Here is a 21945-nt window from a genome sequence, read left to right as displayed (position 1 = left end):
GGTCGGGGTCGGGCCGTACGCGGAACTCACCTTCGACGCCGACGGCGACGTGGATCGGAGCACCCGGGAGGCCGTGGCCCGGATCGAGGCGACCGACCTGCTGGTCTTCGCCCACGGCTGGAACAGCGATCGGTCCACCTCGACCCGCCTGTACGACCGCTTCTTCGCGCCCTTCCCGAACCTCGTGGGGTCAGGGGTGCGGCTGGGGTACGTGGGGGTGGTCTGGCCCTCGATCCGGTTCTCCGACGAGCCCATACCGGACTTCGACCCGCCCGGCGCCCTCGCGGAGGCGGGCCTCGGCAGCGCACTGAGCCCCGCCACCCGGCGGGCGCTCGGGGAGTTCTGGCCGGACCGCGGGGCGGAGCTGGACCGCATCGCCGAACTGCTGGAGGAACGGCCCGATTCGGCGGCGGCGTTCGTCGAGTTCGGCGCACTGGTGAGGGAGCTCGTCGGGGTGGACGCGGTGGCCACGCCGGCCGCCCTGGACGTGCCGGCCATGTTCGCCCGGGACGTCCTGGAGGTGTGCCGGGCGTTCACCGACGCGCTCGCGGAGGCGGGCGCGACGCCGAGGCACGACGATGTCGAGGGCGGGGCCCGGGCCGGGGGCGTGAATTCGGCACTCGGCGGCGGACTGCGCGCCCTGTGGAGCGGCGCGAAAGAGGTGCTGCGCCAGGCTACCTACTATCAGATGAAGAAGCGGGCGGGAGTCGTCGGCGAACACGGGCTGGGGCCGGTGCTCGCGGAGCTCGCGCACCGCCGGCCGGCGCTGCGGATCCACCTCATCGGTCACAGCTTCGGGGCGCGGGTGGCGGCATTCTCGCTGCGCGCGGTGCCGGACGGATCCCGGTACGTGAAGTCCCTCACCCTGCTCCAAGGGGCCTTCTCCCACTACGCCTTCACCGACCGCCTCCCCCACGACGGGGACCGCGGGGGCGCCCTGCGGGGGCTCCAGCGGCGGGTGGACGGTCCGGTGGTCGCCTGCCATTCCCCGTACGACACCTCGCTCAAGGTGTTCTATCCGCTGGCCTCCCGGATGGCCGGGGATTCGGCCGGACTGCTCGGTTTCGACGAGCGCTGGGGCGCGATCGGGCACGACGGGGTACGGGCCGTGCCGGGGACACCCCGGCTGAGCCTCGACACGGTGCTGCGCGGTGGGCTGCCGGGGGCGGGTTGCGTCAGCGTGGACGCGGGCTCCGTGGTCCGGCGGGGCGGGGCACCGTCGGGGGCGCACAGTGACATCTGCCACGAGGAACTGGCCCGGGTCGTGGTTGCCGCGGGGCGCATGGGGCGCTGAGTTCCGGCCATGTGCCACCCGCACGCCTCGACCGCCCCCGCATGCGCCCACATTCCGCCGGGCATGTTGGGCACGTCGGGACGTACGACGACGTTCGACTAGTACGACGCCTCGACGTGGGCGCGGGGCGCGGCGGAGGTGAAGGTGCGATGGCGGGATTTCGAAGTCTGGCCTACCAGGTGCGCGATGCACGCAATGACCGGGCGTTGCGGCGTCATTCGCTGCGCCGTTGTCTGGAGAGATTCGCGCCCTACGGGCACAGGGCGACGTGGTGGCATTTGTGCGATCGGCACGGGATCGCCCCCGAGGACCGGGGCGCCGATCCGCAGCGGCTGGTAGCGGCGTTGGAGGAGCTGGAGGAGGCTCGCGCGGTCTGGCTGGAGTACGAGCGCCAGTTCGCGGAGAGGCGTCGGCGTGAGAAGCACCACGGACTGCGCCGGCCGGACTGGGCGTGGGGCGGGAGCGGGGACGCGGTGGTGCGGTGCGCGGACCCGGGGATCCGGCCGGACGGCACGCTCGGCGAGGTGTTGAGACGGTTGGTGCGGGCCTTGGAGTCGGAGCCGGGCACGGGGTGCCCGATCTGTGGGGAGCGGGAGCTGAGCTGGCCGCCGATCGGGGTGGGCCACGAGGCGTGGGCCGGCGCCTGGTCCTGGGACGGGCCGGTGTGCGGGGGCTGCGGGATCGTGGTTCCCAGACCGGCCCTCGCCGACGCGGGGACGGTGGACCCGGCGTCGGCGGGAGCGGCATGAGCGGGACGGAATCGACGGGCCGGGATCCGAAGGGCGAGGGCGAGCGCGGGGCCGGGGGCGCGGCGGCGCGGGTTCCGCTCCAGGTCGCGTTGAACGGCGCTCGGGAGGCCGCCGAGGGGGCTGCGGTACCGATGTCCCCGGAGGAACTGGCGCGGGCGGCGGTGGCCTCGGTCGCCGCCGGGGCCCGTGAGGTGTTGGTGCATCCGCGGAGCCCGTGCGGCCGGGAGAGCCTCTCGCCCCGGGTGGTCGGGCCGCTGCTGGAGGCGCTGCGGGGCGCGGGGGTCTCCGTACCGCTGTCCGTGCCGGCGGGCATCGTGGCGGAGCCGGATCCCGCCGCTCGGCAGGCCCGGGTTCGTTCCTGGGAGGTACTGCCGGACCGCGCGGTGGTGCGTTTCACGGAGGCCGGGGCCGAGGAGTTGGGCTTGGCCCTGCTGGCGCGCGGGGTGGCGGTGGACGCGGTGGTTCCGCTGGGTGGCGCGGCCGGGCCCGAGCCGCTGGGCCGGTTCCTGGCGTGGGCCGTGCCCGATCACGGCCGGGTCCGCCTCGCGGTGGAGCTGTCGGAGGCCGATCCGGCGCTGGTGGCGGGGTTGTGCTGGTTGCCGCCCGTGGAGGTGGTGCTGTTCGGGCGGGAGGCCGCAGCCTGGCCGGTGCTGCGGCTCGCCGCGCGGTGTGGTGCGGGGGCGCGGATCGGCGTGGGCGACGTGCTCGTCCTTCCGGACGGGCGGCCGGCGCGGTCCAATGCCGAGCTGGTGACGGCGGCCCTGGCCGAGGTCGAGGCGTCCCGCGCGGCCAGGGTGGTGGGAGCGACTAGAGCGACAGTCGGGAGCCGGTGAGGCGCTCGCCGAACACGTCGTCCGGGTTGGACAGCGCGCAGTTCTCCAGGGACAGGCAGCCACAGCCGATGCAGTCGGTCAAGTGGTCGCGCAACCGGCCGAGTTGCTTGATCCGGTGATCGAGTTCGGCGCGCCAGGCCTCGGACAGACCGGCCCAGTCCTCGCGGGTCGGCGTACGGCCTTCCGGAAGTTGGGACAGCGCCTCGCGGATGCTGGCGAGCGGGATGCCCACGCGTTGCGCGGCCCGTACGAAGGCGACCCTGCGCAGTGCGTCACGGGTGTAGCGGCGCTGGTTGCCGGAGGTGCGACGGCTGCTGATCAGGCCCTTGGCCTCGTAGAAGTGCAGCGCCGAAACGGCCGCGCCGCTGCGCGCGGACAGCTGACCGACGGTGAGTTCATGGACTTTCTCGGGAATCTGCGGCACCCGGCCGAGGGTAGTCGGCCGGACCGGAATCCGTTGACAGATACATGTGGCCCCAGCATGCTGAGCAAGCGCTTATTCGCTGGTCGGTGAGAGGCAGGGGCAAGGCATGGCCGAACCGAGGATCTTCACGTCCGCCGAGGAGCTGCGCGCCGGGGTCGGCGCCCCGCTCGGCCCGAGCGAGTGGCTGGAGGTGGATCAGAAGCGGATCGACCTCTTCGCCGACGCGACGGGCGATCACCAGTGGATCCACGTCGATCCCGAGCGGGCGGCCTCCGGCCCCTTCGGAACGACCATCGCGCACGGCTACCTCACGCTGTCGCTGCTGCCGAGCCTGGTTCCGCAGATCATGCGGGTCGAGGGCATGCGGATGGGCATCAACTACGGCACGAACAAGGTGCGGTTCCCGGCCACGGTGCCGGTCGGCTCGCGACTGCGCGCCACGGCCGTGATCACGGAGGTCACCGAGGCGGGTGGTGGCGTACAGGTCGCGGCGACCGTGACGGTCGAGCGCGAGGGCGGCGACAAGCCGGTGTGCGTCGCGGAGTCGGTGTCCCGGTACTACTTCTGAGCCGAGGGCCGGGGCGGGAGCGCGAGTCGGCCACGGAGACGGCGACCGGGCCCCGGGGCGGTATCACCGTTCGGTGTCACCGGGGACGGGCGTCAGCGCGTGACGGGCGTCAGTGCGCCGTCCCGTGGTCGGGGCGCGTGCCGACCATGCGGAGCACGAGGTCGGAGTAGAGCGCGCCGACCTCTTCGGGGGTGCGCGAGCCGGTCACGTTGAACCATCGGGCCACGTCGATGCACAGGGACAGGACGGCGAGTGTGGTGCCGGGCACGTCGGGGACCTCGAACTCGCCCGCCGTGACCCCGTCGGAGATGATCCGGCGCACAGCCGCGTCGCTCTGCCGGCGCAGTGCCACGATTTCGGAGCGGTGCTCCACGGCGAGAGCATCGAGCTCGTACTGGACCACGCGGGCGGTGGTGTGGTGTGCGGCGTGCCAGCCCACGAAGGACCGCACGGCCTCGTCGAGCCGGTCGGCGGCGGTCCCCGGGCCGGACGCGGCCGTCTCCAGGATCTCCAGCGCCTTGTCGTGGCCGATCCGGCTGATTCGGTGGAGCAGCTCTTCCTTGGTCTTGTAGTGGATGTAGAGCGCGGCCGGGCTCATGCCGGCCCGTCCGGCGATGTCCCGGGTGGTGGTGGCGTGGTAGCCACGCTCCGCGAAGGCCTCCACGGCGGCGACGAGCAGCCGCCGCGCGGCGTCGGGGGTGACCTCCGACCACGGCTGGTAGCCGCCGGTGTCCGCCGGGCTGTCCATCGCTCGCTCACCCTCTTCGCCTCGCGGAACCCGTGTCGCGGGATCCGTCGTATGGGAATGGACACCCTACCGGAGGGGTGAGCAAGCGCTTAGCGATCCTGGGCGGCCGGGCCGGGGGCGGGCTTCGGCGCAAAGGGGTCGTAGCCGGTCATGAGCTTCTCCATCCGGGCCTGATCGACCCGGGTGACGATCTGGGTGACCTCCTGCCGGTCGCGGATCACCTTGGCGAGGGTGAAGGCCGAGGTGGTCAGGTAGAGGACGGCGATACCGAGGAAGGCGCGCACCCAGCCGTTCGCGTCCAGGTTGTAGATCCCCAGGGCCACGGCCGCCATGGCGACGCCGAAGGAGGCGACGGCCTGGCCGTAGTAGGCCCCCGTGTTCTGCTGCTTGACCGGTGTCTCGTTCATGGGTCCAGCTTCGGCGACCTGTGGCCCGCGCCACATCCGTGCGTGTACTCACGTACGTACTCAGCCGGCGGCGGGGCGGCGGGGCGGCTCAGAACGCCGAGACCCCCGTACGGGCACGGCCGATGAGCAGCTTCTGGATCTGACTGGTGCCCTCGTACAGGGTCATCACACGGGCGTCGCGCAGCAGTTTCCCGGCCGGGTACTCGTCGATGTAGCCGTAGCCGCCGTGGACTTGGAGGGCGTTGCTCGCGGCGCGCACGGCGGCCTCGGAGGCGAAGAGCTTGGCGGTCGAGGACTCCGTGGCGAAGGGCTTCCCGCGGTCGATCAGGTCGGCCACCCGCCAGGTCAGCAGCCGGGCCGCGTCCACGTCGACCGAGATGTCGGCGATCAGCTCCTGGACCAGTTGGTGGTGGGCGATGGGCTTGCCGAACTGTTCGCGCTGGGCGGCGTACGAGACGGCCGCGTCCAGCGCCGCCTGGGCGATGCCGACGCAGCCGGCGGCGACCGACATCCGCCCCTTGGCGAGGGCGGACATGGCCACGGAGAATCCCTTGCCCTCGGGCCCGAGCATCGCGGAGGCCGGCACGCGGACACCGTCGAGGGCGAGTTCGGCGGTGGCCTGGCCGCGCAGGCCGAGCTTGCCGTGGATCTCGCGACGGGTCAGGCCGGGGCTGTCGGTGGGCACGAGGAAGGCGGAGATCCCGCGGTGGCCGGGCTCGTCGTTGGTGCGGGCGAAGAGCAGGACCACATCGGCCCAGGTGCCGTTGGTGATGAACATCTTGCTGCCGCTGACGACGTACGTGTCGCCCTCGCGCCGGGCGCGGGTGTCCAGGTTGCCGGCGTCGGAACCGGTGCCGGGTTCGGTGAGACCGAAGCAGCCGAGCGATTCGCCCGAGCACAGGCGTGGGAGCCAGGCCTGTTTCTGCTCCTCGGTGCCCCAGGCGGCGACGGTCTTGGCCACCAGCCCGAGGGAGACGGAGACGATGCCGCGCACGGCGGAGTCACCGCGGCCGAGTTCCTCGGTGACGAGCACGTAGGCGAGGTGGTCGCCGCCGGAGCCGCCGTACTCCTCGGGCACGGTCAGTCCGAGGAAGCCCAGGTCGCCGAGCTTCTTGACCAGGGACCGGTCGACGCTCTCGGCGCGGTCCCATGCGGCGGCGTACGGGGCGATCTCGCGCTCGGTGAACTCGCGGGCGAGCCGGCGGACGGCCTCCTGTTCCTCGCTCAGCTCCAGGTTCACCGGGCACCTCCGGGCGGTCCGGCGCAGATTAACTAGCACCGGTAGTTTATTGCGGGCAGGCCCTACTATGTGGCGCATGGCCAGACCGCGCAAGCCCCTCCTCAGCAGAGACCGCATCGTCGAGGCGGCGGGCGCGCTGGTGGACTCGGAAGGCCTGGAGGCGGTGTCCACGCGCCGATTGGCCGCCGCGCTCGGCGTCAGCGGGCCTTCGCTGTACAACCACTTCCGCACCAAGGACGAGATCCTCGACGCCGTCGCGGACGCGGTGAGCGCCCGAGTCGACTTGTCGATGTTCAGCTCCGAGGACGGCCGGAGTTGGCGGCTCGCGCTGCACGACTGGGCTCACTCGTACCGGGACGCCTTGTCCGACCACCCGAACATCGTTCCGGTGCTGGCGCGGGGACCGGGCCGTCGCCCCGCGGGGCTTCGGGTGGCGGACGCCGTCTTCGGCGCGATGACCGAGTCCGGTTGGCCGCCCGCCCACGCGACGCGGATCGGCGCGCTCATGCGGTACTTCATCCTGGGCTCGGCCGTGGCTTCCTTCGCCGGGGGTTTCGTGGACGACCGTGCCGCGTACGACCCGTCGGACTACCCGCACCTGGGCCAGGCCCACTTGCTGGCCGAGCGGCAGCACGAGGTGGACGAGGGCGCGTTCGAGACGGGGCTGACGGCGCTGCTGGACGGACTGGCGATCCAGTACGAGGCGCTGAAGGGGGCGACCTGACGGACGGCGGGGCGGGGGCCGGCGGGAGCCGGGACGGCTGGGACGCGGGCGGGAGCCGGGCAGGGGACGGGGCGCGGGCGGGAGCCGAGGGGACGGGGCGGGGCCTTGACCGGTTCCACCGGCTCCGGCCCCCCGCTCCGACCCCGGCTCCGCCCCCGCCCCCGGGTCCGGGTCCGACCCCGGGTCCGGTCAGAAGATGACCAGCGAGCGGCCGCCCTTGCCCGCCAGCATCGCGTCGAAGGCGGCCGGGATGCCGTCGAGGGTGATCCGGTCAGTGACGAGCGCGCCGAGGTCCAGCCGGCCGGCCCGGACGTGGTCGGCGATCACCGGGAGGTCGCGGGCCGGGTCGCTGTTGCCGTAGACGCAGCCGGTGAGGGTCCGGGCGAAGTGGAAGATCTCCAGCGCGTGGAAGGTGACCTGCTGCTCCTTGCCGCCGATGCCGACGACCGTGGTGCGACCGCCGCGACGGGTCGCGTCCCACGCACCGCGAATGGTGTCCGCCCGGCCGACGCACTCGATCGCCACGTCCGCGCCCCGGCCGCCGGTCAGCGCGCGGATCTGCTTGGCGGTGGTCTCCGATGCGAGGACGAACTCCGTGGCACCGGCGGCGCGCGCCAGCTCCTCCTTCGCCGGTGAGACGTCGACGGCCACGATCGGACCCGCCTGCGCGACGCGGGCCGCCTGGAGGGCGGCCAGACCGACCCCGCCGACGCCGAAGACGGCCACCGACTCCCCCGGGCGAACCTGGGCGCTGTGGTGAACGGCTCCGTAGCCGGTGAGGACGGCGCAGCCGAGCAGGGCGGCCTCGGCGAGCGGGATCCCGGCGGGTGCGGGCAACACGCAGTTCGCCGCGACCACGGTCTCCTCCGCGAAGGCGGCCACGTTCAGCCCGGGGTGCAGCTCGGTGCCGTCGGCGTCGTGGGCGTGGATCGCACCGACCCCGGCCAGCGCCTGGGTGCAGAGCCAGACCTCGCCGATCAGGCAGTGGTGGCACGCCCCGCAGGACGGGGCCCAGTTGAGCACCACCCCGTCGCCGGGGGCGACATGGGTGACGCCCTCCCCGACGGCGAGGACCGTGCCCGCGCCCTCGTGACCGAGGACGGCGGGGACGGGAACCCGCATGGTGCCATTGCTGAGGGAGAGGTCGGAGTGGCAGACCCCCGCTGCGGCGAGTCGCACGCGAACCTGACCGGGGCCGGGATCGGGCAGCACGATCTCTCGGATCTCCAGCGGGGCTCCGACTGCGGGCAGGATGGCGGCGCGGACCATGGTCGTCGTCTCCGTACTTCCGGGATTCAGAACTGCAGGGACTTGGTCTGGAGGTACTCGCCCAGGCCGTGCGGGCCCAACTCGCGTCCCACTCCCGACTGCTTGTAGCCGCCGAAGGGCGCGAGCACGTTGAAGCGACCGCCGTTGATGTCCACCTGGCCGGTGTCCATGCGGCGGGCGAAGGCCGTCGCGGTCTCCGCGTCCGCCGCCCAGACGGCTCCGCCGAGGCCGTACACGGTGCCGTTGGCGATGCGCAGGGCGTCGTCCTCGTCCTCGTACGGGAGGATCGACAGCACGGGGCCGAAGATCTCCTCCTGGGCGATGGTCATGTCGGGGGTGACGTCGGCGAAGAGGGTCGGGGCGATGAAGTACCCCTGGTCGTGGGGCGCGTCGGGCCCGCCCGCGACGAGGCGCGCCCCCTCCTCGACCCCCTTGACGATGTACGCGCGGACGCGGTCGCGCTGCTTGGCGTTGACCACCGGGCCGAGGCGGGTGCCCTGCTCGCGGGGGTCGCCGGTGGGGTACTTGGCGATGGCGTCGGCCGCGAGCGCGACGGCCTCCTCGTACTGGTCCCGGTGGACGAGCATGCGGGTGAGCGCGTTGCAGCTCTGGCCGGAGTTGTTCATGACGTGGCCGACGCCGACGGCGATGGCCTTGGCCAGATCGGCGCCGGGCAGGATGACGTTGGCCGACTTGCCGCCCAGTTCGAGGGCGACGCGCTTGATCGCGGCGCCGGCGGTGGCGCCGATCTGCCGGCCGACGGCGGTCGAGCCGGTGAAGGAGACGAGGTCGACTCCCTCGTGTGCGGCCAGCGCCTGGCCGGCGACCGGGCCGGTGCCGGTCACCAGGTTGAAGACCCCGGCCGGGATGCCCGCCTCGTGCACGGCTTCGGCGAAGAGCTGTGCGGTCAGCGGGGTGTCTTCCGCCGGCTTGAGGACGAGGGTGCAGCCGGCGGCGAGAGCGGGTGCCACCTTGGCAACGACCTGGTGCAGCGGGTAGTTCCAGGGCGTGATGGCCCCGACCACGCCGACCGGTTCCATCAGCACCGTGGAGTTCCCGAGACGCTCCTCGAAGGCGTACGAGGCGCCGAGTTCGGCGAACGAGCCCGCGACGGCGATCGGCGACCCCACGTGTACGGCCTCCGCGAAGCCGAGCGGGGCGCCGAGCTCCGCGGAGATCGTCTCCGCGATCTCCTTCTTGCGGCGGACCAGTACGTCGCGCAGGGCCCCGACGAGGGTCGCCCGCTCGGCCGGCGGCGTGGCCGCCCAGCCGGGGAAGGCCGCGCGGGCCGCACGTACGGCCTCGTCCACGTCCTCGGCGGTACCGGCCGGGACCGAGGCGAGGACCTGTTCGTCGGCGGGGTTGACGACCTCGATCCGCTCGCGTCCGACGGCCGGTCGCCAGGCGCCGCCGATGTACATCCCGTCGTGGGCCTTCATGGCTTTCCTCCCGAACACGCACGAGCGCGTAGAACCTGACCTCGCCAACACCCTACAAACTAGCGTCGGTAGTTTTGCGGGCGCCAGAGGCGTCCGGGATCAGATGATGCCGAAAAGCATCCCCGCCGCCAGGACCACCAGGGAAGTCAGGGCCGCCCATTTCACGGTGAATCGGGTGTGATCGCCGAACTCGACCTTGGCCATGCCGACGAGGACGTAGACGGCCGGAACCAGTGGGCTGGACATGTGCAGGGGCTGGCCGACCAGGGACGCGCGGGCGATCTCCAGCGGCGAGACGCCGTGGGCGGCGCCGGCCTCGGCCAGTACCGGCAGGACCCCGAAGTAGAAGCCGTCGTTCGACATGAAGTAGGTCAGGGGCAGGCTGAGCAGGCCCGTGACCAGCGCCATGTGGGGGCCCATCCCCTCGGGAATCGCGCCGACGAGCCAGTCGGCCATGTGCTTGACCATGCCGGTGCCGGTGAGGACGCCGGTGAAGACGGCGGCGGCGAAGACCATGCCCGCGACATTGAGGACGTTGTCGGCGTGGGCGGCGATCCGGGCCTTCTGGTCGGGCATGTGGGGGAAGTTGACCGTGAGGGCGAGGGCCGCGCCGAGGAGGAAGAGCACGGGGATGGGCAGCAACTCCATGATCATCGCGGTGAGGAGGGCGACGGTCAGTCCGGCGTTGAACCAGTAGAGGCGGGGACGGAGCGTCGCACGGTCCGGATCGAGCCCCTGGAAACCGTCATCGTCGCCGTCGGGGGTGGTGGCCGTGGCCGTGGGTGCGTCCGTGGGTGCGGGTGCGGGTGCGTGTGCGTGTGCGGGTGCGTCCGGAGCGGTGGAGGTGAGTACGGGTGCGGGTGTGCTGCCGGAGCCGCCCGGGCCCGAGGCCGCGACCACGGCGCCCACCCCCGCCGTGACCGTGGCGGGATCCCCTTCGGTCAGCTCCACATCCGACTCCGCGTCCCGCTTCGCCGCGGTCTTCTCCTGCCCGAACTCATCCTGCGCGCCGGGCATGACGAGCAGCCCGACCCGCCGCCGCTCCTTCACCCCGAGGACGTACGCGAGGAGGAACACGAAGAGCAGCCCGGCCGCCAGCGCGGGGATCATCGGGACGAAGACGTCCGCGGCGTCGAGCTTGAGGGCGGTGGCGGCACGGGCCGTGGGGCCGCCCCAGGGGAGGGTGTTCATGACGCCGTTGGCGGTGGCCGCGACACCGGTCATGACCACCAGGCTCATGCCGAGGCGCTTGTAGAGCGGGTACATGGCCGAGACTGTGATCATGAAGGTGGTCGAGCCGTCGCCGTCGAGCGACACGATCGCGGCGAGTACCGCCGTACCGACCACGACCCGCATCGGGTCCGCCTTGCAGAAGCGCAGGATGCCACGCACGATCGGATCGAAGAGGCCGACGTCGATCATCACGCCGAAGTAGACGATGGCGAACATCAACATCGCGGCCGTCGGCGCGAGTTTGCCGACTCCGTCGATGACGTAGTCGCCCAACTGCGCACCCTGTCCGGCGAAGACGCAGAAGAGCGCGGGGATGAGCACGAGCGCCGCGATGGGCGACATTTTCTTCAGCATGATCAGAACCAGGAAGGTCGCGATCATGGCGAAGCCGAGGAAGGTCAGCATGCTGGGAACGTAGGGGGCTCCTCGATGTGCCAACAAGACGTGGACGCGTGAGCAATACGAGCAAAACCCCTGCTCAGGGCAGAGGTGCCAGTTCGACCGGGAATCCGTTGAGCACGGCGGTACCGGACAGCGGGTCGAGTCGGCTGCCGTCGAGCAGCTGGTTCACATTGGCTCCGGGGACGGCCCTGGCCACCGAGAGCCGGGAACCGGCCCGGTCGTGGCCCCAGCCGTGCGGGAGGCTGACGACCCCGGTACGGACGGCGTCGGTGATCTCGACCGGGACTTCCAGACTGCCGCCGTCGGCGGTGATCCGGGCCCGGCCGCCGTCGGTCAGGCCCAGTCGGTCCGCGTCCTGCGGATGGACGTGGAGGGTGCACCGGTTGGAACCTCCGACCAGGGCCGGGACGTTGTGCAACCAGCTGTTGTTCGATCGCAGATGGCGGCGGCCCACGAGCACCAGGGCGGCGGGGCGTTCGGCGAGCGCCGCGCGCAGCCTGGGGAGTTCGGCCGCGATCGGGTCCGGGAGCAGTTCGATCCGGCCGGTGCGGGTCTTCAGCACGCCCGGGAGCCTGGGGCTCAGGGGGCCCAGGTCTATGCCGTGCGGCCGCTTCCGCAGCTCGTCGAGGGTGAGGTCGTACGGTCCGAGCCTCAGCATCATGTCGAGCCGCCGCTCGGGGCCGGTACTGCCCGTCAGCGCCCGCGCCTCCCGCTGCGGGTCCGCGCCGAAGAGCGGTGAGTGGGGGTCGGCGACCTCCCGGGCGAGGGTGTCGGCGATGACGCGGTCGTCGAGGACGTCCGGCGATGCCCCGTGCAGCCCGGACACCGCGAGGATCAGGCGCGCGTGGACCTCACACTCGTCCATGCGGCCCTCGCCGAGGGGCACGGCGGGTGGTGAGTAGCGGGCCTGGTTGTGGACGGCGAACGCGTTGAAGGCGAAGTCGAAGTGGGCGGACTGTGAGGGCGGTGGCGGGGGCAGGACGACGTGGGCGTGGCGCGAGGTCTCGTTGAGGTACGGATCGACGCTGATCATGAAGTCGAGGCCGGCCAGGGCCGCATCGAGGCGCCGGCCGTCGGGGGCGGACAGCACGGGGTTGGCGGCGATGGCGATCAGGGCTCGGATGCGCCCCACGCCCGGCGTCTCGATCTCCTCGGCCAGGGCGGCGGTGGGCAGTTCGCCCTTGGCCTCCGGGTGTCCGCTGACCCGGCTGTGCCAGCGGCCGAGGTCGAACCCCTTGCCCGGGCGGGCGGGTCGGGGGGCGCGGTCGGTCGCCGAGAGGGGGAAGAGCGCCCCGCCCGGGCGGTCGAGATTGCCCGTGAGGATGTTCAGTACGTCGACCAGCCAGCTGGCGAGGGTGCCGTACTCGGCCGTGCAGCTGCCGATGCGCCCGTACACGGCGGCGGTGGGCGCGGCCGCCAGTTCCCGGGCGAGGGAACGGATCTCATCGGCGGTCAGGTCGCAGGCCGGGGCGACGGCCTCGGGAGTGAAACGGGCGAGGGCGTCGGCGAGTTCCCCGAGGCCCTCGGTCCACTCCCCCGGCGTCCCGGGGGTCGCGAGTCCTTCCGCGAGCAGGGTGTGCGCGAGCGCGGCCAGCAGCAGGGCGTCGCTGCCGGGGCGCGGTGCGAGGTGCCGGTCGGCCAGCGCGGCGGTGCGCGTGCGCCGCGGATCGACGACGACCAGGGTGCCACCGCGGGCGCGCAGGGCCTTGAGCCGGCCGGGAAAGTCCGGGGCGGTGCACAGGGAGCCGTTGGACTCGACCGGGTTCGCGCCGAGGAGCAGGAGGAAGTCGGTGCGGTCGAGGTCGGGGACCGGGATGGCGAAGGGGTCGCCGAACAGCAGCCCGCTGGAGACGTGCTTGGGCATCTGGTCCAGGGTGCTGGCGGTGAAGAGGTTCCGGGTGCCGAGGGCCTTGAGGAGGAGCGGCGGGTAGAGGGCTCCGGCCATGGTGTGGACGTTCGGGTTGCCGAGAACGACGCCGACGGACTGGGCTCCGTGTTCCCGCACGAGGGCGGGCACGGCTGCGGCGATCACCTCGTAGGCCTCCTCCCAACTCGCTTCGCGCAGCCGGCCGTCGCGGCGTACGAGAGGGGTGCGCAGCCGGTCCGGATCGCCGTCGAGGGCCCCGAAGGCCGCCCCCTTGGGGCAGATGAAGCCACGACTGAACACATCGTCCCGGTCGCCGCGGGCGCCGGTGACCGTGGTGCCCTCGATGGTCAGCGTGAGGCCGCAGGTGGCTTCACAGAGGGGGCAGATGCGCAGGGCGGTGCGGGGCATGGTCGCTCCTGGGGACGGCAGGCTGCGGTGCGGGCGCACGGGCGGGTCGAGCATACCGACCGGTAGGGAGGTTGGGGAGGGGTGCGTTCGCGGCGGTTGTGGACCCCGGAGGCTCAGTCCAGTACGCGGGCCAGGTAGGCCTGCATCATCGCCCGGGTTTCGGCGACGATCCCGGGGTCCCCGGCGGGGTCGACGCGGAAGGCCAACTGGATGAGCGCGTCGGTGGCCTCGACCGCCACCAGCACGGACCGTTCGAGGGCGGCGTCGCGGGTGCGGCCGAGGTGGCGGGAGAGCAGTTCGGTGAGCCGTGCGGCGACCAGGTGGTTGGGGTCGGCGGCCGGGCCCTCGGGAGGCGGCGCGGGCACCCCGAAGTCGACGAGCGCGAATCCGGGCACGCTGCGCTTCATCGCCAGGTACTCGTCCAGGACGGCGTCGACGACGGGCCGCCAGTGGGTGGCCGGAAGGACGGCCAGCCGTTCCTCGATGCCGTCGGCGTAGCGGTCGAGATTGCGGTGGGCCAGGGCGATGGCCATGGCTCGCTTGTTCCCGAAGAAGCGGTACACGGAGCCGATGGGCACTCCGGCGCGCAGGGCGACGGCACGGGTGCTGAGGTTCTCGTACCCGGTCTCGTCCAGGAGTTCCGCGCAGGCGTCGAGGATCCGGGCGAGCCGGTCGGCGCTGCGCTGCTGGATCGGGGTCCGGCGCATGGGGTGGGCGGGGGGCACGGGGTCCATCATGCCGTTCCTGGCTTCCGCTCGGGCCGGTGGCCTCAGTTCAGCAGGAGGCTGAGGCCACCGATGGTGTACGTGATCATCAGCGCGAGCAGGGGCAGTTGGCCGGCCACGGCCTTGGCGGGCGGGAAGAGGCGCACGGACCGGTCGTGCGCGGCGATCACTCCGAGTACGTGTCCGGTGACGACGGCGATCACCTGGAGGGCCGCGAGACCGCCTGGACCCAGTGGTGGCAAGGGTTCTGGGGCGTTGTCAGTGCCTGCTGCCATGATTACTGTGCGTGGTCCTTCGGTGACGAGGAGGGAGAAGTAGTGGGCGACGAGATAGCCGAGCGCGATCGGCACGAGTGAGTGCGCGAAGGCCGTCAGCGGGCGGGGGTGCGGGCCGCTGACGAGGCGGGTGGCCGCCGCGCACAGGCAGTACAGGGCGGCGACGAGGGCGATGGAACCGAGAAGTCCGAGGGTGGCCGTGGGGGTGCGGCCGAGAGGGGAGGTCTGAATGGCGTTGATCCAGGCGGGGCTGTCGGAGTAGCCGTCGTAGGCGGTGGAGCCGAGCAGGACACAGACGACGGCGACGAGTCCGGGCCGCTCGGGCGTCGCGTCGAGTCCGTGGAACGGATTGCGGAGGACCAGCCGGCCGTCGGAGCGACGGCCGAGGGGGGAGAGTCTGGCCAGGAGATCGGAGTAGGCCTCGAAGGGGTCTCCGTCGGCGAACCAGTTCTCGCCGAAGCGGGCGGCGAGGGCCAGTTGACCGACGACGAAGCAACCGAGGGCGATCAGGAGGGTGGTGGTGGATGCGGGATCCGGGGAGACCAGCTCCAGCCAGGTGAAGCCGAACAGCCCGACCGCGGCGGGCCATTGGCCGAGCCGGGCGGGCAGTGGGCGGTCGGGGGCACGGCGGCGCAGGGCGACGGCGAGGAGTCGGTGCAGGGTGCGGAGCGGGTTGACAAGGCGCCATACGGGGCCGAGGAGGAGGGAGGCCGGGACGAGTCCGACCCAGAGCAGGACGTAGACGGCGCCGGGAGCGGGGTTTCGGGCGGGGTCGTCGGGACCGATGAGGAGGTGGAGCAACACGACGAGGGCGGCGGCGAGACCGAGCCCGCGCAAGGTGGTGCGGGTGGCCGGCGCGTCGGCCACCCGCTGGAACCGGGCGGGCAGGGCGAGGCCCGAACGGTCACCCCGGAAGCGGGACGTGGACCAGAGCAGACCGAGGGCGAGGAAGGAGACGAACAGCGCGGCGAAGGCACCGGCGAAGGCGTAGAAGGGAGAGATCGGCAGATCGTGCTGGGACCCGATCCCGTGTGCGAGCAGGGTGGTCGACGGATCGGCCAGGTACGGGACCACGTCCTGGCCGGAGCGACCGCCCCCCGCGCACGGGCCCGGACAGCCGCCGGCGCCCGGGCCGAGGAGGAGCCTCGGGGCGAGAGGGAGGTCCGGGGCGAGTCGGAGGTCCGGGGCGGGGGGCAGGCCCGGGGCGAGGCCGAGGGGGGTCATCGGACGAGGAGCTGGGTGAGGACGAGGTCGCTCTCGTGGGTCTCGACCTCGAAGAGCCCGGTGCGGTCGGCCGTCAGGATCAGGGTGGCCTCCTGGCCTGCGGGCAGGGCGAGTTCCTTGTCGTAGCCGTGGACGTGCAGGGTGTCCGCGCGGTCGCTGGTGACGCGCAGGGCCACCCGCTCGCCGCGCCCCACCTCGACGCGGCCGGGAGCGGGAACCACCTTGCCGTCCCGGACGACGACGGTGACCGTGCGGTCGGCATCCGGGGTCTCGGAGCTCCGGGGGGTCTGGGCCGGCTGGGGGGTCTGGGTTGCCTGGGGTGGCGTCGTCGGTGTGGGGGCGGCGTGGCTGTGGGACCCCTGGCCCGGGGGGCCACCGGTCAGCTCGACGGTGGCCTCGACCACCTTGCCGCCGACGGCCCAGGCGGTGTGGTCGTCGGCGTACAGGCGGACGGCCAGGGTGTGCACGCCCTCGGGCACCTGCGCCGCGGGCAGGTGGTACCAGGGGCCGTACACCCGGGCCAGCTTGCGCCCGTCCAGTTCCAGGTGGGCGTGGCCGGCGCCGGGGAGGGCCGCGCCGCCGACACTGTCGGGGGTGAAGCGGAAGTTCTTCACGACCAGTTGGAGGTTCCAGCCGTCCTCCGAGTCCGGCCGGGTGGTGATCCGCACCTCCGGCGCGCCCTGGGCCGGGACCTGCCGGAGGCGGTGGCCGGCGCCGTCCTGGGCACCGAGCAGGGTGCCCACGTCACCTGAGGCCTGTTCGTGGCTGGTGCCGGGTTTGTGGTGGGTGGTGGCCCGACCCCCACAGCCCGTCGCCGTGCCGCCGGCGAGCAGCAGGAGCAGGGCGACCAGAACCGCGGTGCGGACGGTTCGGCGGCGAGGACCGACCGCACGCCGGGGAGGACGGGGCAGTCGGGTCGCGCGGGTCGGTTGGGCCGTGAGGGGTGGGAGGGCCATGCGGGTCGGTCGGGCCGAGTGGGTCGGCGCGGCGCAGGCCTCGCGGCCGATGCGGTCGGCATGGTCTCGGCTCACCGCGGGCCTCCGTTCCCGGCCGGGGGTTCGGTCGCGGCCCGGGGTTCGGTCCCGGCCGGGGGTTCGGTCGCGGCCCGGGGTTCGGTGGCGGCCGAGGGTTCGGTCCCGGCCGAGGAGTGGGTGGCGGCCCGGGGTTCGGTGGCGGCCGGTGAGTGGGTGGCGGCCGCCGCGCTCAGGGCCGGGGGCGGGCCGACCGGGGCCGGGGCGCGATCCCCGTCGGGGTCGCCGCCGGGGCCGGTCGGGCGCGCCGGCGTGCCCGGGCGGGCTTCCGGACGGGCGGAGGCGACGACCGCCCAGAGCACCCACACCACCGCGACGAGCGCCCGTACCCAGGCGGGGCCGAGGGGGATCCAGGGAATCATCAGGACGGCCCTGTCGAAGGCGTCGAGGAGGGTCAGGACGGCCAGTAGCAGGGTGAGCCGGGCGAGCCACGGCCGGTCGGCTCGCAGGACCAGCCAGACGCCCGTCCACCACAGCCCCAGGAGGAGCAGGGCCAGTGCCGGCACGAAGGTGGGGGTGAGGGCGGTGGTGGACCCGGCGACGTCCAGGCACAGCCCGGCGAGGCCCAGCAGCGAGGCGAGCGTCCCCCCTCGGGAGCCGCGCAGTCGGCGCCACCACAGGACTCCGCCGACCAGCAGCAGCACGGCCGCGACGGCCAGCGCGATCTGGGTCTCGACCCGCTCCAGGCCTCGGGCGCCGTACCAGTCGCAGCCCGCCGGCAGCTTGCGGGCCTGGACGTTGTAGTCGGCGCAGACCAGCAGTTGGACGAGCTTGACCGGTTCGCCGGCGAGACGCGCGGAGCCGCCGGAGACGGCGCCGCGGCGCTCGCCGCACTCGGGCAGGGTGGCGGGGGTGGAACCGTCGGGTCCGTCCTGCCAGCAGTTGCCCCTGCCCTGTCCGTCCCACCAGACGTCCATGCCGTTGGGCCGGGAGGCCCCGGCCTTGTCCTTGCCGAGGATGTTGGCGGCGTAGCGGTTGTGGTGGGAGGTGTCGGCCTGCTTGGCCCAGGCCTCCTCGCCGCGGATGAAGGCGGGGACGGCGCTCAGGAAGAATCCGGCGCGCTGGTGGCCGTACACCCAGTTGCCCTCGTACAGGTTCCAGTTCCCGCCGGCCGTGATGATGCCGGTGCCGGGCGGCATGGAGATCTGCGGGCAGACCACGCCCTGCTCGTATCCCCGTTCGATGGGAGGTTTGGCGCAGGTGCCGTCGGCGACGTGACGGTAGTAGTCCTGGTTGTTGTCGTGGATCAGGTTCCGCTCGAACCTGGCGTGGTTCTGCGGGAGTCCGGGGTGGCCGGGGAAGGCGCTGTCCATCGACGCGCCGCCCATGTTCTGGTCGAACTCGTTGTCGTGGACCCAGACGGAGTCCCCGGCCGTGCCCGAGTAGCCGACCATGTTGTGGTGGCTGCGGCAGCCGGTGATCTCGATGGAGTAGCGGGGGACGTCGTAGCCGCGGCCGTCGTTGATGTCGGAGGCGCTGCCGGGGTAGATGCCGGAGTCCCCGTTGCCGTAGGACTCGCAGTTCTTGTAGAGGCCGTGGTCGCTCGCGAAGGTCAGGAAGCCGTACTCGTCGTTCCAGCGGGTCAGTACGTCGTCGATGACGAAGCCGTCGCCGGCGAGCACGTACAGCGAGTTGAAGGTGGTGCGCTGGGCGGTGAAGTTGCGGAAGTAGATGCCGTTGGACTTGTCGGCCCGGATGGCGTTCAGCTTCTGGTACTTGGCGTCGATGACCACGTCCTGGCGGGACGCCCCGGTGCCCTCGATCTGGAGGTTCGTCTTGCCGAGGATCGCGACGAGGTTCTGGTTGTGCCGGCACCGCTCCTGCTGCTCGTAGGACAGGATCTGGTAGCCGAGCGAGGAGTTGGGCGCCTTCAGCGTGGCGCACTCGCCCGTGGGCTTGGGGAGTGAGGGCTCCTCCTCGTACAGGCCGGGCAGGATCGCGATGTTCATCCCCGGTCGGTCCACCGCGTCCACGGCCTCCTGGAGGTGACGGAAGCCGGTCTTCTCGCATTGCGCGTAGAGGGCGAGGTTGCGCTGTCTGAGTTCCTGCGGGAAGCCCGATATCCGGCGCTCGAAGGCGGGCCGGTCGGTCTTGCACACCAGGAGGTCGGGCTCGGCCTTGCGGTACTCGGGTACGGAGCCGCTGCCGTCGGGGAGGGTGACGGGGCGCTCCTCGTGCGCGCGGGCGGCGGGCGCGGCGGCGAGGAGGGACAGGAACGCGAGGAGGGCGGCGAGGAGCGCCGCCGGCACGGCAGGAAACCTGCGGGTCCACGACATGCGCGAGAGAGTAGAGCAATGTTCACCTTTTGGGATCCCCCTCGACGCGAATCGGTTCAGCGCCCGTCGGAACCCGCCTGAACCCGCCCGCCGGAACCCGCCGGAACCCGCCTGAACCCGCCCGCCGGAACCCGCCTGAACCCGCCGGTCCGACGGCAGGCGCGTGCACGGGCACGCGCTCGGGCACGGGCACGGGCACGGGCACGGGCACGGGCACGGGCAGACCGGCCGTACGGGGACGGAGGCCGAGCGCCGCCGAACCGGGCTCCACACGCCCGAACGGAGGCTCTTCGGGCCGGGAGGGCGGGCCGGCCGGAAGGTCACCGTTGACGCGGGGGGCCGGGAATCCTACTGTCACCCATAGGATTCCTTCGGCAGACCGGGAGCGTTCCATGAGTGACGGCGACACCAGCGAGCAGGCCAGGAAGACCGCGGAGGCGCTGGAGTACCTCACCGGATTCGGCAACGAGCACAGCTCCGAGGCCGTTCCGGGCGCGCTCCCCCACGGCCGGAACTCGCCCCAGCGCGCCCCTCTCGGCCTCTACGCCGAGCAGCTCAGCGGCAGCGCGTTCACCGAGCCCCGCACCCACAACCGCCGCTCGTGGCTCTACCGGATCCGCCCCTCGGCGGCGCACCCGCCGTTCACCCGCGTCGACAACGGCGGCCTGCGCAGTGCGCCCTTCACCGAGACCGTGCCGGATCCGAACCGGCTCCGCTGGAACCCGCTGCCCGACCCGGCGCCCGGCACCGATTTCCTGGCCGGCCTGTGGACCCTCGGCGGGAACGGCGACGCCGCCCAGCGCGCCGGCATGGCGATCCACCTCTACTCCGCCAACGCCGCCATGACCGATCGGGTGTTCAGCAGCTCGGACGGCGAGCTGCTGATCGTCCCCGAACGCGGTGGTCTGCTGCTGCGCACCGAGTTCGGCCTGCTCAGCGCCCGGCCGGGCGAGATGGCCCTGATCCCGCGCGGGGTCCGCTTCCGCGTCGAGCTGCTCGACGCGAACGCCCGTGGCTACGTCTGCGAGAACTACGGGCAGCCCTTCGAGCTGCCGAACCTCGGCCCGATCGGCGCCAACGGCCTCGCCGCCGCGCGGGACTTCCGGGCGCCCGTGGCCGCGTACGAGGACGTCGACCGCCCGACCGAGGTGGTCAACAAGTACTGCGGCAACCTCTGGACGGCCACGTACGACCACTCGCCGCTCGATGTGGTCGCCTGGCACGGCACCCACGTCCCGTACGTGTACGACCTGCACCGTTTCAACGTGATCGGCTCGATCAGTTACGACCACCCCGACCCGTCGATCTTCACCGTGTTGACCTCGCCCTCGGACACCCCGGGGCTGGCCGGGGTGGACTTCGTGGTGTTCGCCCCGCGCTGGCTGGTGGGAGAGGACACCTTCCGTCCGCCGTACTTCCACCGCAACGTGATGAGCGAGTACATGGGCCTGATCGAGGGCGCGTACGACGCGAAGGCCGAGGGCTTCGTGCCCGGTGGCGGCTCGCTGCACAACATGATGTCCGCGCACGGCCCGGACCGGGAGACCTTCGACCGGGCGAGCGCCGCCGAGCTGAAGCCGCAGAAGATCGACGACGGGCTGGCCTTCATGTTCGAGACCCGCTGGCCCATCGTCGCCACCGACCAGGCGGCCGGCGCCGAACACCTCCAGCGCGGATACGACGACGTCTGGCAGGGTCTGGAACGCCACTTCCGCGCCTAGCATTCGCTGCACGCCCGCCCCAGACGTCCAGCCGTACGGAGAACCACCCGTGACCGCCTTCGCCCCCGACTCCCTGGTGCTGAACCGGAAGTTGCCGCTCTGGTACCAGGTGTCCCAGTCGCTGCGCGCCTCGATATTGGGGCGCACCCCGGACGCCTCGCTGCGCCTGCCCACCGAGGAACAGTTGGCCGGGCACTACGGGGTGAGCGTGCTGACGATGCGGCAGGCCCTCAAGGAGTTGGAGGGGGAGGGCCTGATCAGTCGGCACCGGCGGCGCGGGACGTTCATCGAGCCGGGGGCGCGGCGCGGGGCCCCGGTGCGGTTGTTGGGTTCGGTCGACGCGATCGTGGCCCAGCAGTCGGGTGAGCGTACGACGATTCTCGGACACGAGCGGACGGCGGTGTCCGGGGAGCTGCTGGAGCACTTCCCGGACACCTCGGAGCTGGTCACGTACCGGCGGCTGCGCCACGACAGCGTGAGCGGCGAGCCGACGAACTGGGCGGAGAACGCGGTCCGCACGGAGCTGGCCGCATCCATCGACCTGAGCGACCTGGAACGGTTCCCGATGACCAAGGTCCTCCGTGACCTGGTCGGGGTGAAGATCAGCCGGATCACGGACACCGTGGAGGCGCGGCTCGCGGACCCGGAGACGGCCGCGCTGCTCCAGGTCCCGCTGCTGAGCCCGATCCTGCACTACACGGGTGTGACGTACGACGACGGGGGCCGGGTGGTGGACGTGGCCCGCATCCGCTACCGCGGCGACCGGTTCTCCTTCACGGTGACGGTCGACGCGCACTGAGACCGGCCTCGACCGGCCTGCGCACACCGAGCCGGTCGAGGCACGGGAGGCCCGCCCACCCGCCGACCCACGCGCCGCCCACACGCCCCGCCTACGCGCCCGGGGGCCGCTTCGCGTCTTCCTCCGCGCCCCGCTCGCCCTCGGCCTGTGACGGGGTGGTGCGCGTGGTCTGCGGATGCCGTTGGCGCTTCTGCCGCTCGTCCATGTCCTCGTCGAGGCGTTCGCCCTCGGCCTGGGAAGGAGTCGAGTATTCGTCGTACTGACTCATCAGCCGTCTCCTCGGTCCACA

Annotated in this window: 20 protein-coding genes; 7 read left to right on the top strand and 13 right to left on the bottom strand. The window is 72.4% G+C overall.

From position 1 onward, the window contains the following. The 3 genes from ADK55_RS16180 to ADK55_RS16170 form a co-directional block, all read left to right on the top strand. A partial coding sequence (locus ADK55_RS16180) for a hypothetical protein (RefSeq protein WP_053679314.1) occupies positions 1-1294 on the top strand: 1294 nt, incomplete at its 5' end. 149 nt (positions 1295-1443) lie between these two features. After that, the gene (locus ADK55_RS16175; protein WP_053679312.1) at positions 1444-2043 is read left to right on the top strand and encodes a hypothetical protein; all 600 of its coding nucleotides are present in this window, start codon (positions 1444-1446) and stop codon (positions 2041-2043) included. After that, entirely contained in the window at positions 2040-2876 is an 837-nt protein-coding gene (locus ADK55_RS16170) for a 3-keto-5-aminohexanoate cleavage protein (protein WP_078998978.1), read from the top strand. The genes ADK55_RS16175 and ADK55_RS16170 overlap by 4 nt, the downstream gene beginning before the upstream one ends. Here the strand turns inward: ADK55_RS16170 and soxR are convergent. Next, positions 2851-3300: a redox-sensitive transcriptional activator SoxR gene (soxR, locus tag ADK55_RS16165; RefSeq protein ID WP_053679310.1), complete on the bottom strand. Its 450-nt coding sequence runs from the start codon at positions 3298-3300 to the stop codon at positions 2851-2853. The genes ADK55_RS16170 and soxR overlap by 26 nt on opposite strands. Positions 3301-3406: 106 nt before the next feature. Here soxR and ADK55_RS16160 point away from each other — a divergent pair, with 106 nt between their 5' ends. Further along, complete coding sequence (locus ADK55_RS16160) at positions 3407-3868, top strand: MaoC family dehydratase (RefSeq protein WP_053679308.1); 462 nt, start codon at positions 3407-3409, stop codon at positions 3866-3868. A gap of 109 nt (positions 3869-3977) precedes the next feature. Here ADK55_RS16160 and ADK55_RS16155 read toward each other — a convergent pair whose 3' ends face one another. The 3 genes from ADK55_RS16155 to ADK55_RS16145 all read right to left on the bottom strand — a co-directional run bounded on the left by ADK55_RS16155 (position 3978) and on the right by ADK55_RS16145 (position 6263). Beyond that, on the bottom strand, positions 3978-4616 hold the full coding sequence (locus ADK55_RS16155) for a TetR/AcrR family transcriptional regulator (protein ID WP_053679305.1): 639 nt from the start codon (positions 4614-4616) through the stop codon (positions 3978-3980). An 89-nt stretch (positions 4617-4705) separates the two neighbouring features. Next, entirely contained in the window at positions 4706-5023 is a 318-nt protein-coding gene (locus ADK55_RS16150) for a YiaA/YiaB family inner membrane protein (protein WP_053679303.1), read from the bottom strand. Positions 5024-5111: 88 nt separating this feature from the next. Continuing rightward, the gene (locus ADK55_RS16145; protein WP_053679302.1) at positions 5112-6263 is read right to left on the bottom strand and encodes an acyl-CoA dehydrogenase family protein; all 1152 of its coding nucleotides are present in this window, start codon (positions 6261-6263) and stop codon (positions 5112-5114) included. A 76-nt stretch (positions 6264-6339) separates the two neighbouring features. On the opposite strand from ADK55_RS16145, the gene ADK55_RS16140 reads away from it, so the two are divergent. Beyond that, a complete protein-coding gene (locus ADK55_RS16140) occupies positions 6340-6987 on the top strand; it encodes a TetR/AcrR family transcriptional regulator (RefSeq protein WP_053679300.1) in 648 nt (215 codons plus the stop codon). A 189-nt stretch (positions 6988-7176) separates the two neighbouring features. Here the strand turns inward: ADK55_RS16140 and ADK55_RS16135 are convergent, their stop codons facing one another. The 8 genes from ADK55_RS16135 to ADK55_RS16100 form a co-directional block, all read right to left on the bottom strand. Continuing rightward, positions 7177-8256 carry a Zn-dependent alcohol dehydrogenase gene (locus ADK55_RS16135; protein ID WP_053679298.1) on the bottom strand — a complete coding sequence of 360 codons (1080 nt, stop codon included), beginning with the start codon at positions 8254-8256 and terminating at the stop codon, positions 7177-7179. A 26-nt stretch (positions 8257-8282) separates the two neighbouring features. Further along, on the bottom strand, positions 8283-9695 hold the full coding sequence (locus tag ADK55_RS16130; RefSeq protein ID WP_053679296.1) for an aldehyde dehydrogenase family protein: 1413 nt from the start codon (positions 9693-9695) through the stop codon (positions 8283-8285). A gap of 99 nt (positions 9696-9794) precedes the next feature. After that, positions 9795-11333, bottom strand: a complete 1539-nt coding sequence (locus ADK55_RS16125; RefSeq protein WP_053679294.1) for a CitMHS family transporter — start codon at positions 11331-11333, stop codon at positions 9795-9797. Positions 11334-11406: 73 nt separating this feature from the next. After that, complete coding sequence (locus ADK55_RS16120) at positions 11407-13605, bottom strand: molybdopterin oxidoreductase family protein (RefSeq protein WP_053679292.1); 2199 nt, start codon at positions 13603-13605, stop codon at positions 11407-11409. 113 nt (positions 13606-13718) lie between these two features. Next, a complete protein-coding gene (locus ADK55_RS16115; protein ID WP_053679345.1) occupies positions 13719-14339 on the bottom strand; it encodes a TetR/AcrR family transcriptional regulator in 621 nt (206 codons plus the stop codon). A gap of 35 nt (positions 14340-14374) precedes the next feature. Next, positions 14375-15829, bottom strand: a complete 1455-nt coding sequence (locus ADK55_RS16110) for a hypothetical protein (protein ID WP_234350062.1) — start codon at positions 15827-15829, stop codon at positions 14375-14377. Beyond that, complete coding sequence (locus tag ADK55_RS16105; RefSeq protein ID WP_234350061.1) at positions 15826-16860, bottom strand: cupredoxin domain-containing protein; 1035 nt, start codon at positions 16858-16860, stop codon at positions 15826-15828. Before ADK55_RS16105 ends, ADK55_RS16110 begins: the two co-directional genes overlap by 4 nt. Next, positions 16857-19136: a right-handed parallel beta-helix repeat-containing protein gene (locus ADK55_RS16100; protein ID WP_078998976.1), complete on the bottom strand. Its 2280-nt coding sequence runs from the start codon at positions 19134-19136 to the stop codon at positions 16857-16859. The genes ADK55_RS16105 and ADK55_RS16100 overlap by 4 nt, the downstream gene beginning before the upstream one ends. A 392-nt stretch (positions 19137-19528) precedes the next feature. Here ADK55_RS16100 and hmgA point away from each other — a divergent pair, with 392 nt between their 5' ends. Both hmgA and ADK55_RS16090 read left to right on the top strand, forming a co-directional pair. Next, positions 19529-20857: a homogentisate 1,2-dioxygenase gene (gene hmgA, locus ADK55_RS16095; protein ID WP_053679291.1), complete on the top strand. Its 1329-nt coding sequence runs from the start codon at positions 19529-19531 to the stop codon at positions 20855-20857. Positions 20858-20906: 49 nt separating this feature from the next. After that, positions 20907-21656: a GntR family transcriptional regulator gene (locus ADK55_RS16090; RefSeq protein ID WP_053679288.1), complete on the top strand. Its 750-nt coding sequence runs from the start codon at positions 20907-20909 to the stop codon at positions 21654-21656. Between the two features lie 91 nt (positions 21657-21747). On the opposite strand, the gene ADK55_RS39220 is transcribed toward ADK55_RS16090, so the two are convergent. After that, complete coding sequence (locus ADK55_RS39220) at positions 21748-21924, bottom strand: hypothetical protein (protein ID WP_199826536.1); 177 nt, start codon at positions 21922-21924, stop codon at positions 21748-21750. Positions 21925-21945 lie beyond the last annotated feature (21 nt).

Origin of the sequence: Streptomyces sp. WM4235 (assembly GCF_001279725.1) — a bacterium.
GTDB lineage: Bacteria > Actinomycetota > Actinomycetes > Streptomycetales > Streptomycetaceae > Streptomyces.
This window is presented reverse-complemented; position numbering and strand designations above follow the sequence as displayed.

Excerpts from the sequence above, each read along its gene's own strand:
- ADK55_RS16125 (WP_053679294.1), bottom strand. The coding sequence starts at position 11,333 with ATGCTGACCTTCCTCGGCTTCGCCATGATCGCGACCTTCCTGGTTCTG.
- ADK55_RS16170 (WP_078998978.1), top strand. The coding sequence starts at position 2,040 with ATGAGCGGGACGGAATCGACGGGCCGGGATCCGAAGGGCGAGGGCGAG.
- ADK55_RS16160 (WP_053679308.1), top strand. The coding sequence starts at position 3,407 with ATGGCCGAACCGAGGATCTTCACGTCCGCCGAGGAGCTGCGCGCCGGG.
- ADK55_RS16175 (WP_053679312.1), top strand. The coding sequence starts at position 1,444 with ATGGCGGGATTTCGAAGTCTGGCCTACCAGGTGCGCGATGCACGCAAT.
- ADK55_RS16135 (WP_053679298.1), bottom strand. The coding sequence starts at position 8,256 with ATGGTCCGCGCCGCCATCCTGCCCGCAGTCGGAGCCCCGCTGGAGATC.
- ADK55_RS16155 (WP_053679305.1), bottom strand. The coding sequence starts at position 4,616 with ATGGACAGCCCGGCGGACACCGGCGGCTACCAGCCGTGGTCGGAGGTC.
- ADK55_RS16100 (WP_078998976.1), bottom strand. The coding sequence starts at position 19,136 with ATGTCGTGGACCCGCAGGTTTCCTGCCGTGCCGGCGGCGCTCCTCGCC.
- ADK55_RS39220 (WP_199826536.1), bottom strand. The coding sequence starts at position 21,924 with ATGAGTCAGTACGACGAATACTCGACTCCTTCCCAGGCCGAGGGCGAA.
- ADK55_RS16130 (WP_053679296.1), bottom strand. The coding sequence starts at position 9,695 with ATGAAGGCCCACGACGGGATGTACATCGGCGGCGCCTGGCGACCGGCC.
- ADK55_RS16120 (WP_053679292.1), bottom strand. The coding sequence starts at position 13,605 with ATGCCCCGCACCGCCCTGCGCATCTGCCCCCTCTGTGAAGCCACCTGC.
- ADK55_RS16140 (WP_053679300.1), top strand. The coding sequence starts at position 6,340 with ATGGCCAGACCGCGCAAGCCCCTCCTCAGCAGAGACCGCATCGTCGAG.
- ADK55_RS16110 (WP_234350062.1), bottom strand. The coding sequence starts at position 15,829 with ATGACCCCCCTCGGCCTCGCCCCGGGCCTGCCCCCCGCCCCGGACCTC.
- ADK55_RS16115 (WP_053679345.1), bottom strand. The coding sequence starts at position 14,339 with ATGGACCCCGTGCCCCCCGCCCACCCCATGCGCCGGACCCCGATCCAG.
- hmgA (WP_053679291.1), top strand. The coding sequence starts at position 19,529 with ATGAGTGACGGCGACACCAGCGAGCAGGCCAGGAAGACCGCGGAGGCG.
- ADK55_RS16150 (WP_053679303.1), bottom strand. The coding sequence starts at position 5,023 with ATGAACGAGACACCGGTCAAGCAGCAGAACACGGGGGCCTACTACGGC.